This window comes from Pseudomonas sp. ASL4 (genome assembly GCF_056680395.1).
Window position 1 is genome coordinate 2135703 of sequence record NZ_CM155280.1, and the last position, 16471, is coordinate 2152173.

General features: G+C 59.7%; 11 protein-coding genes. 4 read left to right on the plus strand and 7 right to left on the minus strand.

The annotated features are described in order from the left end of the window. Positions 1–112: 112 nt before the first annotated feature. A complete protein-coding gene (gene metE, locus AC1MEW_RS09665) occupies positions 113–2437 on the plus strand; it encodes a 5-methyltetrahydropteroyltriglutamate--homocysteine S-methyltransferase (RefSeq protein ID WP_201256392.1) in 2325 nt (774 codons plus the stop codon). Between the two features lie 229 nt (positions 2438–2666). On the opposite strand, the gene AC1MEW_RS09670 is transcribed toward metE, so the two are convergent. Next, on the minus strand, positions 2667–5954 hold the full coding sequence (locus AC1MEW_RS09670) for a hypothetical protein (RefSeq protein ID WP_480426169.1): 3288 nt from the start codon (positions 5952–5954) through the stop codon (positions 2667–2669). Between the two features lie 319 nt (positions 5955–6273). Here AC1MEW_RS09670 and AC1MEW_RS09675 point away from each other — a divergent pair, with 319 nt between their 5' ends. Beyond that, the gene (locus AC1MEW_RS09675) at positions 6274–7293 is read left to right on the plus strand and encodes an alpha/beta fold hydrolase (RefSeq protein WP_201256394.1); all 1020 of its coding nucleotides are present in this window, start codon (positions 6274–6276) and stop codon (positions 7291–7293) included. A 160-nt stretch (positions 7294–7453) separates the two neighbouring features. Here the strand turns inward: AC1MEW_RS09675 and AC1MEW_RS09680 are convergent, their stop codons facing one another. Further along, positions 7454–7813, minus strand: a complete 360-nt coding sequence (locus tag AC1MEW_RS09680) for a DUF6124 family protein (protein WP_201256395.1) — start codon at positions 7811–7813, stop codon at positions 7454–7456. 471 nt (positions 7814–8284) lie between these two features. On the opposite strand from AC1MEW_RS09680, the gene AC1MEW_RS09685 reads away from it, so the two are divergent. Next, positions 8285–8950: a DsbA family oxidoreductase gene (locus AC1MEW_RS09685; RefSeq protein WP_201256396.1), complete on the plus strand. Its 666-nt coding sequence runs from the start codon at positions 8285–8287 to the stop codon at positions 8948–8950. 173 nt (positions 8951–9123) lie between these two features. Here the strand turns inward: AC1MEW_RS09685 and AC1MEW_RS09690 are convergent, their stop codons facing one another. From AC1MEW_RS09690 to AC1MEW_RS09710, 5 genes are all read right to left on the minus strand, one after another. Further along, a complete protein-coding gene (locus tag AC1MEW_RS09690; RefSeq protein WP_201256397.1) occupies positions 9124–10515 on the minus strand; it encodes a sigma-54-dependent transcriptional regulator in 1392 nt (463 codons plus the stop codon). After that, positions 10505–12277, minus strand: a complete 1773-nt coding sequence (locus AC1MEW_RS09695) for a sensor histidine kinase (RefSeq protein WP_201256398.1) — start codon at positions 12275–12277, stop codon at positions 10505–10507. Before AC1MEW_RS09695 ends, AC1MEW_RS09690 begins: the two co-directional genes overlap by 11 nt. Positions 12278–12428: 151 nt before the next feature. Then, a complete protein-coding gene (locus tag AC1MEW_RS09700; protein WP_201256399.1) occupies positions 12429–13307 on the minus strand; it encodes an alpha/beta hydrolase in 879 nt (292 codons plus the stop codon). After that, on the minus strand, positions 13304–14698 hold the full coding sequence (locus AC1MEW_RS09705) for an aspartate aminotransferase family protein (protein ID WP_201256400.1): 1395 nt from the start codon (positions 14696–14698) through the stop codon (positions 13304–13306). The genes AC1MEW_RS09700 and AC1MEW_RS09705 overlap by 4 nt, the downstream gene beginning before the upstream one ends. Beyond that, a complete protein-coding gene (locus AC1MEW_RS09710; protein WP_201256401.1) occupies positions 14691–15413 on the minus strand; it encodes an HAD-IB family phosphatase in 723 nt (240 codons plus the stop codon). Before AC1MEW_RS09710 ends, AC1MEW_RS09705 begins: the two co-directional genes overlap by 8 nt. A 218-nt stretch (positions 15414–15631) precedes the next feature. Between AC1MEW_RS09710 and AC1MEW_RS09715 the strand changes: the two genes are divergently transcribed. Then, the gene (locus AC1MEW_RS09715; protein ID WP_201256402.1) at positions 15632–16384 is read left to right on the plus strand and encodes a MipA/OmpV family protein; all 753 of its coding nucleotides are present in this window, start codon (positions 15632–15634) and stop codon (positions 16382–16384) included. The last annotated feature ends 87 nt before the right edge of the window (positions 16385–16471 follow it).

Consider the following 16471-nt stretch of genomic DNA (forward strand, 5'->3'; position numbering starts at 1 on the left):
CCATGAGGAAAACTTGTGATGAACACGAAAAGGTTGAGTTTGTCTCATGTTGGGTTGACTGTCGACAATAGCGCCATGTTTTCACAACCTCTTTCACAGGAAGAAACACACCATGGCCCTGGCCCACACACTTGGTTTCCCGCGCATCGGCGCTGACCGCGAACTCAAAAAAGCCCTCGAATCCTACTGGAAGGGCGATCTCGATCAGGACTCGCTGAAAAGCGTCGGCCGCCAATTGCGCGCCACCCACTGGCAATTGCAGAAAGACGCCGGCATCGACCTGCTGCCGGTGGGCGACTTCGCCTGGTACGACCAGGTGCTGAGCCATTCCCTGGCCTTCGGCGTGGTTCCCGAGCGTTTCGACAGCACGCTGGGTGCCAGCGGCCAGCCGACCCTCGACACCCTGTTCGCCATGGCCCGTGGCGCCACGGCTAACTGCTGCGGCGGCGACCACACCAAAGCGCAATACGCCCAAGAGCTGACCAAGTGGTTCGACACCAACTACCACTATCTGGTCCCGGAGTTCAGCGCGGATCAGCCGTTCAAACTGAGCTGGGAACAACTGTTCGACGAAGTCGAGGAAGCCAAGGCCCTGGGCCACAACGTCAAACCCGTCATCATTGGCCCTTTGACTTACCTGTGGCTGGGCAAAGGCAAATCCAAGGGCGGTGGCAACGACTTCGACAAGCTCGAACTGTTGGAACGCCTGTTGCCGGTCTACAACGAAATCCTCAACCGCCTCGCTGAACAAGGCGTGGAATGGGTGCAGATCGATGAACCGATCCTGACCCTCGATCTGCCGCAAGCCTGGAAAAGTGCCTTCGAACGCGCCTATCACATCCTTCAATATTCGCCGCTGAAAAAACTCGTGGCGACTTACTTCAGCGGCCTGGAAGATAATCTCGGCCTGGCCGTCAGCCTGCCGGTGCAAGGTTTGCACATCGACGCGGTACGGGCGCCGGATCAACTTGGCCAAGTGCTGGATCGCCTGCCGACCTACAAGATTTTGTCGGTGGGCCTGGTCAACGGTCGCAACATCTGGCGCTGCGAACTGGAGCAAGTGCTCGCGCAACTGCAACCGGCGCAAGAGCGTTTTGGCGACAACCTGTGGGTCAGCAGTTCCTGCTCGTTACTGCACAGCCCGGTGGACGTGGAGCGCGAAGACAAACTAGACCCGGAACTGAAATCCTGGCTGGCCTTCGCTGTGCAGAAGTGTGGCGAAATCGCCGTCCTGCGCGATGCCCTCAACGATCCGCAATCACCCAAGGTACAAGCCGCATTGGTCGAGAGTCGTGCGATTCAAGCCAGTCGTGCCCAGTCGCCGCGCATCCACAAAGTCGAAGTCCAGGCCCGAATCGCCGCCATCGGCGCCAAAGACAGCCAACGCCATTCGCCGTTTACCAAGCGCATCGAACAGCAGCGCGCACGCCTGCAATTGCCGGCGTTCCCGACCACCACCATCGGCTCGTTCCCGCAGACTGGCTCCATCCGTCTCGCTCGCCAAGCCTTCAAGCAAGGCAAGCTCTCGGCCAACGATTACACCGACGCCATGCACAGCGAAATCCGCCACGCGGTGCAAGTCCAGGAACGCCTGGGCCTGGACGTGCTGGTGCACGGTGAAGCCGAGCGCAACGACATGGTCGAGTACTTTGCCGAGCAACTCGACGGCTACCTGTTCACCCGTTTCGGTTGGGTGCAGAGCTATGGTTCGCGCTGTGTGAAACCGGCGATTATCTACGGCGACCTCAGCCGTCCGACCGCCATGACGGTCGACTGGATCACTTATGCGCAGAGCCTGACCGACAAAGTCATGAAAGGCATGCTCACCGGTCCCGTGACCATGCTGATGTGGTCGTTCCCGCGCGAAGACGTGTCGCGCAAAATCCAGGCGCAGCAATTGGCCTTGGCCCTGCGCGATGAAGTGGTGGATCTGGAAAACGCCGGCATCAAAATCGTCCAGATCGACGAAGCCGCATTCCGCGAAGGCTTGCCGCTGCGCCGGGCGCAATGGCAGGAATATCTGGACTGGGCGGTGGAAGCGTTCCGTTTGAGCGCCAGCGGTGTGCGGGATGAAACGCAGATTCATACGCACATGTGCTACAGCGAATTCAACGACGTGATCGAGTCCATCGCGGCCATGGACGCCGACGTGATCACCATCGAAACCTCGCGTTCGGGCATGGAATTGCTCAAGGCCTTCGAAGCGTTCGACTACCCGAACGATATCGGCCCGGGCGTGTATGACATCCACTCACCACGGGTGCCGGACACGGCTGAGATGGTCAAGTTGATGAGCAAAGCGGTGAAGCGGATTCCGGCTGAGCGGCTGTGGGTGAATCCGGATTGTGGGTTGAAAACTCGCGCATGGCCGGAGACCGAGGCGGCGCTGGTGAACATGGTGGCGGCGGCGCGGCAGTTGCGCAGTCAGTTGGCGTAAGGTTCAGCGGCGCCTGCTCTGGCGCCTTCGCGAGCAAGCCCGCTCCCACATTGGATCTTTTGCGAACAAAGCATTTGTGATCACTGAAGGTCCAATGTGGGAGCGGGCTTGCTCGCGAAGAACGATAACGCGGTCTCAAAAATGACCACTTGGCAATCTTCATCAAACTGTCACGCCACTGAGCCCTCAAAACCCGTTGACCGATCTCCGGTCAGCGGGAATTGAGGCCTTAGTTGACCCGCTGGATTTGAATCCAGGGAATGATCCAGTCATTGCCTGTGCCGGTGGCCAGAACATTGGAGATCATCAGTCTGTCGCTGGGGCTGGTCGGGATGAAATTCAGCGTGTAATACCGGGCATCGGGATGGTTGATGGTTAGGTTTGGGCTCGTGGCGCCGTTAGTTCTCAAGGTCACTATCGGTACCGCGTAGTCTTGCGGGAATCGTGCGAAATTGACGGTGAAGTAGTAAGTCTTGCCGGGCGTCAAATTGTTGAAGTCCTTGTACAGGACGACCCCCGCTGAGTTATTGGTGTTGGTGTTGTTGAACAGCACGTATTGGTTGATGTTGAACTGGGCTAGGAAGATGAAACGCAGGTCATTTGGCTGAGCCGCCGGCCCTTGCTGCCAGCCGTTGTAGGCCGGATTGACGAAGTTTGTAATTTCGAGCACAAGCCCTTCCAGCACCGTGAACGCTCGTGGCCCAGAGACCAGGTCGCTACCATCGGTGGTTCGTGCCGTGAGGGTATGAGTGGTCACGTTGAATGTTCGTGCCGGGACCGTCCAGATCCCGCTGTCATCGACCGGGAACCGACCGAGGGGGGCGCCGTTATCCAATACCTCCACCTCTTCCCCCGCTTCGGCCGTACCGCTGATGCTCAGCGTGCGGTAATACGTCGATCCCCGATCGCCAACCACCGCTCCGCCGGCCGTCACGCTGGTGATTTCCGGTGTTTCACTCGAGTCATGAACGATGAGCGTCAACTCCCGTGATGGCAGCTGCCGGATACCCCGGATAAACATGTAACTCACGATCACCACCCGGCCTCTGTTGGCCTTGATAAAGGCGGTGCTCAAGGGGAAGTCGGCCAGACCGTTGTCGTCCAGTTCCACCGGAGTGAACGCCGGGGAGCCGTCCCCGGGAGCGCCCCGAACAATCAATTGGACCTCATCGCCTGGGCGGAACCCCGGAACGCTGACCCGCCCCCTGGCCCCTTGCGGGTTGTCTTTGGGCTCAAGCACGCCGCCGGGTGCGACGATCACCTCGGGCGGTGGCAAGTCCGGTACGCCGACGCCAATAACCCGCGCGGTGGCAATTTTCGAGTTGGCAATGAAGACGCCGTTTCTGGATTGCACATAGCTGCCAGTCACCCCCCGTCCGGAGATGACCAGGTTATTGGGCACCAGCAGTGGCAACGGCAAGGGGATGCCGAACTGGCCGGTCACTGTCCCTGACACCGCGAAGTCAGGGCTGGGAGGGCTGCTGTATTTGGCGTCGATCGTGTCGCCAATCACAAACTGCGGGGCGGCGGCCCTGACCAGCATGATCAGGTCTTCGCTGCCCATCTGTTCCAGGTCGATAAGGGTTGAATCCGTGTCGTTCGGGTTGTCGAAAAACACCGGAGCCGGGCGCCGCACACCCGCGAGATCGACATCGATAAAGATAGGCGCCGAGAACGGGTCGGACGGGTCCGCGCCGTTGGTGATCTGGTCATGCACGGTGTAACTGAACACAAATTCCGGGCTGTCGCCGGCATCCTTGAAGTTTTGCGCAATCAATTTGCGCACAATGCACAGGGGCGTGCTTTCACCGAACTCTGGGGCCTCGCTCGGCAAAACCGCGAAGTGCAGAGTCGAGGTCCCCAGTCGCAGCTCGATGATGTCGTAAGCCCGGCAGTAGGGGTAGCAAAAGCTCACCTCGACATCCTGCAACGCCCGAGCGGCATCCAGGCCATTGTCGATGATGTCTTGCGGCAATTTCAGTTGCAGTTCGGAGTGTCCTGGCTCGGTGTCGAGGTCTTTGTTACCCGGGCGGATTTCGTTGTACAAGATACTCAATGGCGGCTCGGAAAAATCGGCATTTCCGCCGACCCGACTGACGATGGCGACAAGAAAATTGACGGCATACGGGTTGAGCTGATGATTGGGGATTTTCATCAGATGCCGAGCATTCTCTTCGCCGTCTGCAACGATGAGGGTATCGACAATGTTATCGTTGAGAACGATGTCGAGGACATCAAGTGGCTCCCCCCCGACCAGGGGGTCGATGACGACCTGGGCTCCATTCGGGTCCTGGTCATCGTATATTCTGATCGAGACCCCGCAGTGCGCCCCGACCACAGGCTCGGTACTTCCCGGAATAATCGGCACGTCGATCCTCAAGACAGCGCTTTCGGGTTCGCTGAGTGGGCTGCCGACTGTGTCGGCTTCTGGCGGATGCTGCGCCTCACTGCCCCTGCGGGTGTTACCCACGATGAGTATTTCCCGTGAGGGTAATGGCTGCGTGCCGCCGTTGCCGTCAGTCCGGGTAAAGGAAAGCCGGGCGCTGCCGCCGGCAAGTACCTGGATATCGGCGTTGGCAATCTTGAAATTAAGCGTCGATTGGGTCTCGAGGGTTTGTGTTTCGGTGAGCACGTGTGGCTCGCCTGTACGGTCCAGCCCTAACCAGTAAAGCGCCAGCATGTCGCCGGGGTCAAAGTCTTGCGTATCGAGACGGACATCGAGCGCCTGGCTCCCCAGTTGGCTCAGGTAGAGGGTGTTCTGCTCGTCAACGCCCGCCACGGTCGGCGGTGCGGACTCATTGGCGTCGCTCTGGATCGTGACTGAGAGGCCCAGTGAGTGATCCGTGGCGCTGTTGCCGACTTCATCAACAATCCTGTAGTACAGAACGACTTCGCCATCACCGTTCTCGGCAAACATGTCCTTAAGCAGGGTAAAGGTCAGAGGCTTTTCGACTTCATCTGCTTCCACGGTATGGGGTATGGCGGACTTGCCGAATACCAGCGTCACCACATCGCCACGGCACATGTTTTCGTAAGGGGCAACCGTGACCGTTTCATCCCGCAAGCCGCTCAGGAGGGGCGAGCTGAGCTGTGGTGCCGCCAACAGGTAATGCCCCGGCGCGTCCGGGTTCGGATCGATGCCGCCGGGCAGACGGGTTTTGACCAGCACCTTCTGCGGCACAGACCACTCAAGATTCACCCGATAAGTCACGCTGATCAAACCTTCGGGGATCAGCCTTGCCGGGATGTACTGGATGATCGGTTCGCCCGCGTAATCCACCTTGACCGGCAGCACCAGGACCAGGCGGTCGTCGATATACACCAATACACTGTCGCCGGGTTTGACCGAGTCGGAATCAATGCGGACCTGCAATCCAGACGCTTTGACCATGGCCTGATTGACGCCCAGGATCGCGCTATCGGCAAAGGGCAGCGCTGTCGGAATATCAATCGCCGGGCGCGGGCGTTTTTTTGGGATATGGAACGAATGCTCTTGGCGACGATAGTCAGTGCTCATGATCCGGGCTCCGGTGGCAGGGCGCATAAATGACAGTGGATGCATGGCTGATTGGATGCTTCAGGGATGGGGTTGGCTACTGTCAGAAATAACAGGTATCGAGTGGTTTTCGATGAATGGTCATTGCGCAAGAGCGGGGCAGGAAGGCCCTCGCCAGACGGTCCATGTGAGACGGACTGCCCATCCCCAGGGGGGTATAGAGTTACCGCACATGACCACTCGGCAATCTTCATCAAACTGTCACGCAACTGTGGCAGCGCGCTTGAACAAACTTCATCAGACTCGCGCTCTACTGGGGTTCTGCGTTTCGGTGTTTTTCATGCGTGTATTTCTTTTACTGGCAGCGCTGTTGTTCGGCCTGCCGTCCTTTGCGGCGTCGCGCTGCGATGTCAATGTTCCGACCGAGCACGTCGATCTGGATCAGGTGAGCCTGGCGTACCAAAGCATCGGCCGTGCGTCCGATCCGGCGTTGCTGTTGGTGATGGGGCTTGGCGGGCAACTGATCCACTGGCCGGACGAGGTGGTGGTTGCGTTGTGTCAGCAGGGCTTTCGGGTGATTCGCTATGACAACCGCGACGTCGGGCTGTCGACCTGGCGCCAGGCCCCGGCCAACGCCAACCTGACTTTTGAAGTGTTGCGCTACAAACTCGGTTTGCCGGTGGCGGCGCCGTACACGTTGACCGATATGTCCGAGGACGCGTTGGGGCTGATGGATGCGTTGCACATCGAGCAATTTCACGTGTTGGGCGCGAGTATGGGCGGGATGATCGCCCAGCATCTGGCGGCGATGGCGCCGCAACGGGTCGAGAGTCTGACGCTGATCATGACCAGTTCCGGGGCTGAAGGCTTGCCGGCGCCGAGTGCGGCGTTGGTGCAGTTATTGTCGCGGCGCAGTGCACCGAATCGCGAGGTGGCGTTGGAGCAGCAAGCCGATTTGCTCGCGGCGCTTAGCAGCCCAAACGTGAGTGATGATCGAAAGCTGCTGCTGCAACAGGCTGCCGCGTCGTACGACCGGGCCTTCAACCCCGAAGGCGTGAAGCGCCAGATCATGGCGATCCTCGCGGAGCCGAGCCGGGTGGCGTTGCTCAATCAATTGCGGGTGCCGACGCTGGTGGTGCACGGCACGGCGGATCCGTTGTTGCCGGTGATGCACGGCGTGCACCTGGCGGCGCATATCCGTGGCAGCCAGTTGAAACTGATTCCGGGCATGGCCCATCGTTTCCAGGAAGCGTTCAAGGCGCCGTTACTGGCGGCGGTGTTGCCGTACTTGCAGGCCCACCGCGAAGACACCTCGCATTGGGCGCAGATTGAGCCGGTGGAGACGCCGAATCTGTTGTAACACCCTCCGCATATTTGGTGGATGACGCTGTCCCCTGTGGGAGCGGGCTTGCTCGCGAAGGCGGTGTGTCAGCTGAATTGATGTTGGCTGACACTCCCTCTTCGCGAGCAAGCCCGCTCCCACATTGGATCTTCTGTGGCCGTGAGTCCTTGCCGGTCAGTTACGTCGCTGGAACAACGTTATCCAGCATCCGGTTCACCGCCAGTTCACCCAGCATGACCACTTGTTGAATCCCCAGCAGGGTGTTGCGTTGCGGCCCGTCCATCAACGCTGCGAAATCACTCATCATCACACTGGCCGAGGCCAGGGATTCGCAGGCGCTGGCCAGCAGGGTTTCGTGGTCCGCATCGACGGAGATGGAGAAGAGGGTGCTGGGTTTGCGCGGTGTGGTCTTCAGGGCGGCGGGGTTGAGGTAATAGTTAAGGGCGCGGTCGGCGGCCTCTTTGAGTTTTTTGGCGTCGAGCGATGGGTCGTGCGGGACCGGATCGGTTTCCGGTGGATTTGGCGTAATTTTGAACATAAGGGGGTACACCTCTAAGTAGAGCTGCAACCTGTCTCGCTACTAAACGGAAGGGTGGCAGCTGTGCGCAAGTTAGTAGACCGGATACCCACCTCAAATCCGGCGCATCCGAGGATGCCATGCGCACAGCTACCATCAAGTGCAGGCGAGAGCCTGACTGAACGACGCTTGTGCAACCGTATGAGAGGGATCGAGCCGGGCTACTAAACCCGATCACTGGAAATCAGTGATGCGAACAAAGTTACCGACAGCCCCCAAGGCGCACAAGCCGGCGGATTCTGGCTTACGTGTAGGCAACGACGCAAGGCGCTGTAGCCTCCCGGAAACTTTCGGAAACCGGTTTAAACAAACCACTTAAACACCACACAAATCCCCTTGTGGGAGCGGTGTGAACAACGGGATCTGCACGCTCGGACCTGTCGGGTGTATCGTTCGATCTTTGCGGCGCAATCAAAGACTGCGAGGTATGCGATGAGTAACTCCCTGAAAATCGATTTCGTCAGCGACGTGTCCTGCCCCTGGTGCGTCGTTGGCCTGTACGGCCTGACCCGGGCGCTGGACCAATTGGGTGACGAAGTGCAGGCCGAGATCCGTTTCCAGCCGTTCGAGCTGAACCCGAACATGGGCCCCGACGGCCAGAACATCACCGAACACATCACCGAAAAATACGGCTCGACCGCCGAGCAATCGCAGAAAAACCGCGAGATGATCCGCGCCCGTGGCGCCGAAGTCGGGTTTGCCTTCCGCACCGACGGCAACAGCCGCATCTACAACACCTTCGACGCCCACCGCTTGCTCTATTGGGCGGGGCTGGAAGGGTTGCAGTTCAATTTGAAAGAGGCGCTGTTCAAGGCGTATTTCACCGATGGCGGCAACCCGTCCGATCCTCGCCAATTGGCGCAGATCGCTGAAAGCGTCGGGCTGGACAAGGCGCGGGCCGAGGCGATTCTGGCGTCGGACGAGTACGTCAAAGAGGTCAAAGAAGAGGAGCAGCTGTGGCTATCGCGCGGGGTAAGTTCGGTGCCGACGGTGGTGTTCAACGGCCAGTACGCGGTCAGTGGCGGGCAGCCGGTGGAAGCGTTTGTTGGGGCGATCCGGCAGATCATGAGTGAGGCCAAGGGCGGGAAGGTGAACTGACCCTGGAGAGAGGCTTTTGTGGCGAGGGAGCTTGCTCCCGCTGGGCTGCGAAGCAGCCCCAAAACCATCCGCCACGGTCCTTCAGATAAACCGTATTTGCAGAGTTTACGACTGCTGCGCAGCCGAGCGGGAGCAAGCTCCCTCGCCACAGGATGGTGGGAGCCTTGCGATTATCAGCGGACGATTTTGTCCACATGAATCCCCAGTTTCTTCAGCCGATACCAAAAGCTGCGCTCGGAAATCCCGATCAACTGCGCCGCCGCGGCCTGTACGCCGTTGCTCTGTTGCAGCGCCGCCAGAATGTAGCTCTTCTCGACTTCTGCCAGGGCCGCTTCCAGATCCGCCGGCACGCCGTTGTTTTCAACCAGCGGGACGCTGCCATCGCTCGGCCGTGAGGCAAACAGATACGCCGGCAGGTCATCCTCTTCGATCACCGTTCCGCTCGCGACGATGGTTGCCCGCTCAACGCAGTTTTGCAGTTCGCGAATATTCCCCGGCCATGAATAATTGGCCATGGCATTCAACGCTTCCGGGCTGAACCCGCTAAAGCGTTTGCCCGCCGCCGCGCCCAGGATGTGGGCGAAATGCCGGGCCAGCGGGGCGATGTCTTCGACCCGATCGCGTAGGGCCGGCAGCGGAATCGGGAACACGTTGAGGCGGTAGTACAAGTCTTCGCGAAACTCCTTGTTGGCCACCGCGTCCAGCAGGTTTTTGTTGGTGGCCGCGATCACTCGCACATCGACCTTGCGTTCGCGCGGGTCGCCCACCGGCTCGATCACCCGTTCTTGCAAGGCGCGGAGGATTTTCGCCTGCAAGGCCAATGGCATTTCGCCGATTTCATCGAGAAACAGCGTGCCTCTGTCCGCTTGTTGGAAGCGTCCGACCCGGTCCGCTACCGCGCCGGTAAACGCGCCTTTGCGGTGGCCGAACATTTCGCTTTCCAGCAAGCCTTCGGGGATTGCTGCACAGTTGACGGCCACGAACGGTTTGTCGGCGCGGTTGCCATGTTTGTGGATCGCCCGGGCGACCATTTCCTTGCCAGTGCCGCTTTCGCCGGTCAGCAGGATGGTCGCGTTGCTTTCACGCACCGAATCGATCGCTTGCAGCACTTGCCGAAAACTCGGGCTGTCGCCCACCAGACTGTCGATCTGCTGGTGTTCATCGAGTTCGGCGCGCATGCGCTGGTTGTCTCTAAGGATGTCGCGAAATTGCAGGGCTTTGCTGACGGTGATGTCCATCTCGTCGATGTCGAACGGCTTGGCGATGTAGTCGAAGGCGCCGTTGCGCATCGACTGCACGGCATTTTTCACCGTGCTGTAGGCGGTCATGACGATCACCGGCAACTGCGGAAAGCGGTTTTTGATTTCCGCCAGCAATTGCGGGCCGTCCATGCCGGGCATGCGCCAGTCGCTGATCACCAGGTCGATGTCTTCGGCCTCCAGCACCTTGAGGGCGTGCAGGCCGTTGCCGGCGGTGAACACCGTGATCTCGTTCTGACTCAGGGCCGATGCCAGCAGGTCGCAGAGCTTGGGCTCGTCGTCGACCACCAGTACGTTATGTGTCATCGCTTGCCTCGTCGAAGTCTTCACCATGGGCCGGAATGTACAGGCTGAAGGTCGCCCCGGCATCTTTTTCGCTGGTGCATTCGATGCGCCCGTCATGGTTTTCCATGATCGAAAAGACCTTGGCCAGGCCCAGCCCGGTGCCGGAGGCCTTGGTCGTGACAAACGGGGTGAAAATTCGTTCGAGCATGTCTGGCTCAATGCCCATGCCGGTGTCCGCCACGCTGATCACGGTGAAGGTGGCATCACGACGAATGCCCAAGGTCAGTTGGCCGCCGTCGGGCATGGCGTCGATGGCGTTGACGATCAGGTTCAGCCCGGCCTGTTTGAGCTGGCGCGCATCGGCGTACAGGGTCGCGCCGGGGGCTTGATCGTCGATGTGCACCTCAATGTGATGGCTGGCCAGTTCCGGGGCGCAGAACCCGACCAGTTCATCGACCAACATCCGGGCCGGTTCGGTCGAACGCAGCGGCGCGCTGGGTTTGGCAAAGTCGAGGAAATCGGTGATCAGGTCGTTGATCCGGCTGACTTCGCTGACCACGTATTCCAGGTGACGCTTGTCGGTCTCGGGCAAATCGGCGCGTCGGTGCAACAGTTGGGTCGCGGTCTTGATGATGCCCAGCGGGTTGCGGATTTCATGGGCCAGGCCCATGGCGACTTCGCCCAGTGCATGCAGACGGTCGCGGCGGCGCAGCTGCGATTCGAGGTTTTGCAATTCGCCGAGGCGTTCGCTCATGTGGTTGAAGGTGCTGCTCAACTCCGCCAGTTCATCGCCACCAGTCACCGACAAGCGTTGGCGATAATCCCCGGCAATCACCGCTTGCACGCCTTTGGACAAACCGCGCAACGGTTGGGTCAGGCGTTGCGAAACCAGCCAGCCAACGCCCAGGGAAGCGGCTGAGCTGAGCAGGAAGATCAGGATGAACAGGTTGCTCTGATTCACCAGCCCGACCAGGCTGGTGTGGCGCAGCAGACCACTGAAAATCACGCCCTGAAGATCGCCGTTTTCGTTGAGGATCGGCCGATAGATGCCGCTGTAACGGCTGGTGAATTGCTCGGTCGGCTGCTTGGTGGTGCGCAGGATCTGCTCGATTTTTTCCGGCACGGCCGCCGGGTGATCCTCGAAGCGCTGACTGGAGAAAATCTCCGAAAAGCTGTCGCCCTTGGCCAAGTACAGGCGCAAGTCCAGCGAGTGCACATCGGAGACACTGGTCAGGAAGCTGTTGTCGAGGTAGGTGGCAATCACCAGTTTGTAAGCGACGCCGTTCTGCTCGGTCTCGAAGGTCGACACCACTGCGCCGGTCGCGACACCGCCGATTTGCAAGGTTTGCAACACGGCTTTGGGCGCGGTGCTGATCTGCCGGATGATGTCATCGGCGGCGGTGCTGAACACCACGGCATGGTCGCTGCTGCGCACCAGGGCGACGGCGTCGATGCCCATGGAATCAGCGATGTCTGTGGTCATGCGGTTGTGGCGCCCCGAAAACTTATCAATCTGCGGGCGGGTGTAACGCAGAAACAACTGCGCCACTCGGGCGTTGTCCCGCAGGATTTCGCTGATCTCGTCCTCGACGATCTTGGTCGATTCTTGCAGCCAGATGCGCACGTTGCTGTCGAAGATCTGCGACAGGGTGGTGGCCGCAAGTTCGGCGGCGATCATGGTCGGGATCACGCTGACCAGCCAGAAGGCCAGGACCAGTTTGCGTTGCAGGCTCCAGCCGGAGAGGGCGAAGGGTCGGGCTTTGGCAGGTCGGTGTTTGGTCATCGGGTTTCGCTTGTCGAAAGCCATGGCGGGTCGGTTCAGTTCGAATCGATAAACAGGTTCACTACAGGATATTGGGTGATGCCTTGGTCAATACAGTAGCCGACATTGCCCCGCCAGTGGCGACCCGTCTACAACCGGGTGCGCCAGGCTGTCAGGCTAACTGCCGATACTCTTCGCGCAGGGGGAGCGGGGCGGAGCGTTGTTGCATGAAGCGCTGATCGATGAAGTCCACGCTCAGTTCAATCACCCGGCGATATTGCAGGTCGACGGTGATCATGTGATAGCAGTCATCCAGCAACACTTTGACCACCGGCCCGCCGAGCTTGCGTTCGACGTAATCGGCGTTCCAGCGGCTGGTGATGTCGTCTTCGATGGAGTGCACCACCAACGCAGGCGTGGTGATCGACGGCATGCGTTTTTTCACGACGGCGTTCAGACGGTGCAGTTCGCGCACAGTGACGCCTTCCATGGTCAGCAAACCGGCCTGGCTGCTTTCGCCTTCCTTCATCTGACGCTCGACGATCGCCCGCAGGCGTTCGTTCTTGATGCCGTAAGGTGGTTTTTCTTCGAAGCTGCACAGGTTCACGCCGAACGGGATTTTCATCAGCAATGGCGTGAGGAACGCCAGTTTGTTGATGCTCCAGCCGTCGTAGCGCAGGGTGGTCGAATACAGCATCAGCCCTTCGATTTGCCCCGGGTGCTCGGCTGCCATGTACATCGACATGACCGCGCCCATGGACAAGCCACCGACGAATACGCGTTCGTGCTTGCGCCGTACACCGACGAAGGTGTTGCGCGCGCTTTCGTACCAGTCGCGCCAGCCAGTGGCTTGCAGGTCGGCGTTGCCACCGCAGTGCCCGGCCAGGGTGGGCACGTAGACCGTGTGCCCGGCTTTCGCCAGGCCCATGGCCACCCGACGGAGTTCCGTCGGGGTGCCGGTGAGGCCGTGGATCAACACCACCGCGACCTCCCCTGTGCCGAGAACGAAACCGGCGTTGCCTTCGCCAAGATCGATCTCGTCGTGGTTCATCGTTTCATTGCCCGGTGCAGCAGACGGTCGAGCAGGGCCAGACCGAGGTCGATTTCCGGGTAGCTGATTTCCAGCGACGGCGCCAGGGTGATCACGTTCTTGTAGTAGCCGCCCACGTCGAGGATCAGGCCCAGGCGTTTGCCATCAACTTCGATGTCGCCCTTCATGCCTTCGTCGACCATGAAGTCCAGGGTGGCCTTGTCCGGAGTGAAACCGTCCGGGCCGCAGATTTCGCAGCGCAGAGCCAGGCCCAGGCCATCGACGTCGCCGATGATCGGGTAGCGTTTTTGCAGTTCTTTCAGGCCTTCAAGGAAGTATTTGCCCTTGGCCATAACCATCGCGCCGTAGTCGACTTCGCTGGTCATTTTGAACATTTCCAGACCTACCGCGGTGCCCAATGGGTTGGACGCGAAGGTGGAGTGAGTCGAACCTGGCGGGAAGATTTTCGGGTTGATCAGTTCTTCTTTGGCCCAGATGCCGCCCAGCGGGTTTAGGCCGTTGGTCAGCGCTTTACCGAAGACGATCACGTCCGGTTTGACGTCGAAGTGTTCGATCGACCACAGCTTGCCGGTGCGCCAGAAACCCATCTGGATTTCGTCGACGACCATCAGGATGCCGTGCTGATCCAGCACTTGCTTGAGTTCGCTGTAGAAGTTCATCGGCGGGATCACGTAGCCGCCGGTGCCCTGGATCGGCTCGACGTAGAAGGCTGCGTATTCGCACTGGTTGGTTTTCGGGTCCCAAACGCCGTTGTATTCAGTCTCGAACAGGCGAGCGAAATTCTGCACGCACTGGCTGCCGTATTCTTCCTTGGTCATGCCTTTTGGGCCGCGGAAGTGGTACGGGAACGGGATGAAGTTGGCGCGCTCGCCGAAGTGACCGTAGCGGCGACGATAGCGGAAGCTGGAGGTGATCGACGACGCGCCGAGGGTACGGCCGTGGTAGCCGCCTTCGAAGGCGAACATCAGGCTCTTGCCGTTGGAAGCGTTACGCACGACTTTCAGCGAGTCTTCGATGGACTGCGAACCGCCGACGTTGAAGTGCACGCGACCGTCGAGGCCGAACTTGTTCTTGGCATCGACGGCGATCATTTCCGACAGCTCGATTTTGCCTTTGTGCAGGTATTGGCTGGCGATCTGCGGCAGGGTGTCGATCTGCTGTTTCAGCGCGTTGTTCAGGCGCGGGTTGGCGTAACCGAAGTTAACGGCCGAGTACCACATTTGCAGGTCGAGGTAAGCCTGGTCTTCGGTGTCCCAGACGTAGGAACCTTCGCAACGGCTGAAAATACGCGGCGGATCGATGTAGTGAACGGTGTCGCCGTAAGAGCAGTACTTGGCTTCTTTATCCAGAAGCACCTGGTCTTCGGGAGTAGCAATTCGGATATCAGACATGATTGAAGAGTTCCTGATTGTTTGACGCGTAGTCAGAAGTGGTTTCAAGGGCGAAAGCGGTAGCGTTGGCTGCGCGGCCGGCCGGCAGTTGGGCCAGCAGGGCCGGGATCTCGGCGAAACTGTCGAAGCGGGCGTAGGCAATGCCGTTGCGCTCGCAGTGCTCGGCCAGGCGATCCTTGGCGAACACGAAGTCGGCGGTGGAGGCCACGCACATGTCGGACTGACCGTCGCCGATCACCAACACGCGTTTGGTCTTGGGCGTGGACTTGCATTTGCAGTTGCCGGAAGCGGCGCGGCAGGCATCGCTGGAGTATGGAAAGTCGATGCGCCAGCTCTCGTGATCGAGTTGACGCAAACGGTTGGCGAGGATCGGCAACAGGGTCACGTAGTTGCGCGCGAGGATTCGCGCGATGCCTTGTTCGATGCCGTCGCTGACCACTTCAAGGGAGGCGCCGAGGCCGATCACGTGATCGACGAAGTCGGGGAAGTCCGGATCGATTTCGATCGTGTCGAAAAAGGCGAGCAGGTCGGTCGGCGTGGCCTTGACCAGCGAGAGCTGGCGGCTGAGGCACTCACGCGAACCAATGTCGCCTCGCAGCCACTCATCTTCGATCGCTTCCCAGCTTGGGTCGGCGAAACGCTGGAGGATGCTGTCGATCACGTCGGTGCGGGTGATGGTCCCGTCGAAATCACACACGATATGCCAATCATTCATCTGCTTTACCTATTGAGCAGGGCGCGCTGTTTGCGCTTGCCAAGGGGGTAGAGCAGGGACTGTGCCAACCCGGTCTGGCCCCGTATTGCCGGGGTTGTGGTAGGGGGTTGTGTCAGGCAAGCTACAATTTTTGTAGCTTGCTACAAACAACATGAGTGCTTGCGCAGGATCGGCAAAACGAGGATTGATGCGCGCATGTTCAGATAAGGAAGTGCCTCATGGTGAGGATTACAGTTGTTTTATTCGCGGCGCTGACGTGCCTGCCAGCCCAAGTCATGGCCGAAGGCATCACAGGTGAAGCGGGTTTGGGCCTGAGTTATCAGCCCCACGATCCGACCGGCAGCCGTAATGAAACCCGGCCGGTGCCGTATCTGGATCTGGACTGGGGCGATGTCAGCCTCAGTACTGACGACGGTTTGACCTGGAGCGCCTTGAAGGCCAATGGTTTCAGCGCCGGGCCGTTTCTGAATTACCTGCCGGGGCGCACTGCCAACGGTGATTTGCAAGGCTTGCACGATGTGCCGGACATGGGCGTCGTCGGTGGTTTTGTGCAGTACGCACCGGCTGATTTCTGGCGGGTATTTGCCTCGATCGGCGAGGCCATCGGCGGGCCGGACGGCGTGGTCGGGCGCTTGGGTGGCGAGATCGGTTATCCACTGGGTGGCGGCGTGATCGGCAGTAGTAATCTGACCGCGCACTTCGCCGATGCCCAGCAAAATCAGGCGTTTTTCGGCGTCAGTGCTCACGCCTCGCAGAACTCGGGCATTGCCCGGTACAACGCCAGTGGTGGTTTGCAGAATGTCGCGCTGACCCAGAGCTTCGAATTTCCACTGACCCCGCATTGGTCGCTGGTGACCAGCGCCAGCTGGATTCACCTGACCGGTTCGGCGGCGGACAGCAGCATCGTCAAACAGGTGGGGAATCCCGATCAGGGTGAAGTGCAGGCTGCGGTGGCTTACAAGTTCAAATAACCTGAAAACACTCAGATCTCTGTGGCGAGCGAGCTTGTGTGGCGAGGGGGCTTGCCCCCGTTCGGCTGCGAAGCAGTCGTAAACCTG

What these genes read in the sequence shown, in the direction of transcription:
- AC1MEW_RS09715 (WP_201256402.1), top strand. Translation starts at nt 15,632, where the DNA reads ATGGTGAGGATTACAGTTGTTTTATTCGCGGCGCTGACGTGCCTGCCA.
- AC1MEW_RS09675 (WP_201256394.1), top strand. Translation starts at nt 6,274, where the DNA reads ATGCGTGTATTTCTTTTACTGGCAGCGCTGTTGTTCGGCCTGCCGTCC.
- AC1MEW_RS09695 (WP_201256398.1), bottom strand. Translation starts at nt 12,277, where the DNA reads ATGACCAAACACCGACCTGCCAAAGCCCGACCCTTCGCCCTCTCCGGC.
- AC1MEW_RS09690 (WP_201256397.1), bottom strand. Translation starts at nt 10,515, where the DNA reads ATGACACATAACGTACTGGTGGTCGACGACGAGCCCAAGCTCTGCGAC.
- AC1MEW_RS09670 (WP_480426169.1), bottom strand. Translation starts at nt 5,954, where the DNA reads ATGAGCACTGACTATCGTCGCCAAGAGCATTCGTTCCATATCCCAAAA.
- AC1MEW_RS09685 (WP_201256396.1), top strand. Translation starts at nt 8,285, where the DNA reads ATGAGTAACTCCCTGAAAATCGATTTCGTCAGCGACGTGTCCTGCCCC.
- AC1MEW_RS09700 (WP_201256399.1), bottom strand. Translation starts at nt 13,307, where the DNA reads ATGAACCACGACGAGATCGATCTTGGCGAAGGCAACGCCGGTTTCGTT.
- AC1MEW_RS09710 (WP_201256401.1), bottom strand. Translation starts at nt 15,413, where the DNA reads ATGAATGATTGGCATATCGTGTGTGATTTCGACGGGACCATCACCCGC.
- metE (WP_201256392.1), top strand. Translation starts at nt 113, where the DNA reads ATGGCCCTGGCCCACACACTTGGTTTCCCGCGCATCGGCGCTGACCGC.
- AC1MEW_RS09705 (WP_201256400.1), bottom strand. Translation starts at nt 14,698, where the DNA reads ATGTCTGATATCCGAATTGCTACTCCCGAAGACCAGGTGCTTCTGGAT.
- AC1MEW_RS09680 (WP_201256395.1), bottom strand. Translation starts at nt 7,813, where the DNA reads ATGTTCAAAATTACGCCAAATCCACCGGAAACCGATCCGGTCCCGCAC.